Origin of the sequence: Citrobacter sp. TBCS-14 (genome assembly GCF_005280805.1) — a bacterium.
Taxonomy (GTDB): domain Bacteria; phylum Pseudomonadota; class Gammaproteobacteria; order Enterobacterales; family Enterobacteriaceae; genus Citrobacter; species Citrobacter gillenii.
Map to the genome: position 1 here is coordinate 323 of NZ_SZWM01000149.1, position 274 is coordinate 596.

Below are 274 nucleotides of genomic sequence, written 5' to 3' on the forward strand. Positions count from 1 at the left end.
AATGGCGCTGGCATTCGTGCGTCGTCAGCCGTTTGTCGCCAGCACACTGCTGGGCGCCACGACGATGGAGCAGCTAAAAACCAACGTTGAAAGCCTGTATCTGGAGTTGAGCGAGGAAGTGCTGGCAGAGATTGAAGCGGTGCATCAGGTGTATACCTATCCTGCACCTTAACAGTTAGCGCCTGATGGCGCTGCGCTTATCAGGCCTACAGACAGCGTTCCCTGTAGGCCTGGTTGCAACAGCATATAACAGACTAATGGCGGCGCTGCCAAA

The 274-nt window shown here is 55.1% G+C and carries 1 protein-coding gene; it reads left to right on the top strand.

The annotated features are described in order from the left end of the window. Positions 1-172, top strand: a 172-nt coding sequence (locus FDX22_RS30830; RefSeq protein WP_255432722.1) for an aldo/keto reductase, incomplete at its 5' end; no start/stop codon positions are given. Positions 173-274: the final 102 nt, after the last annotated feature.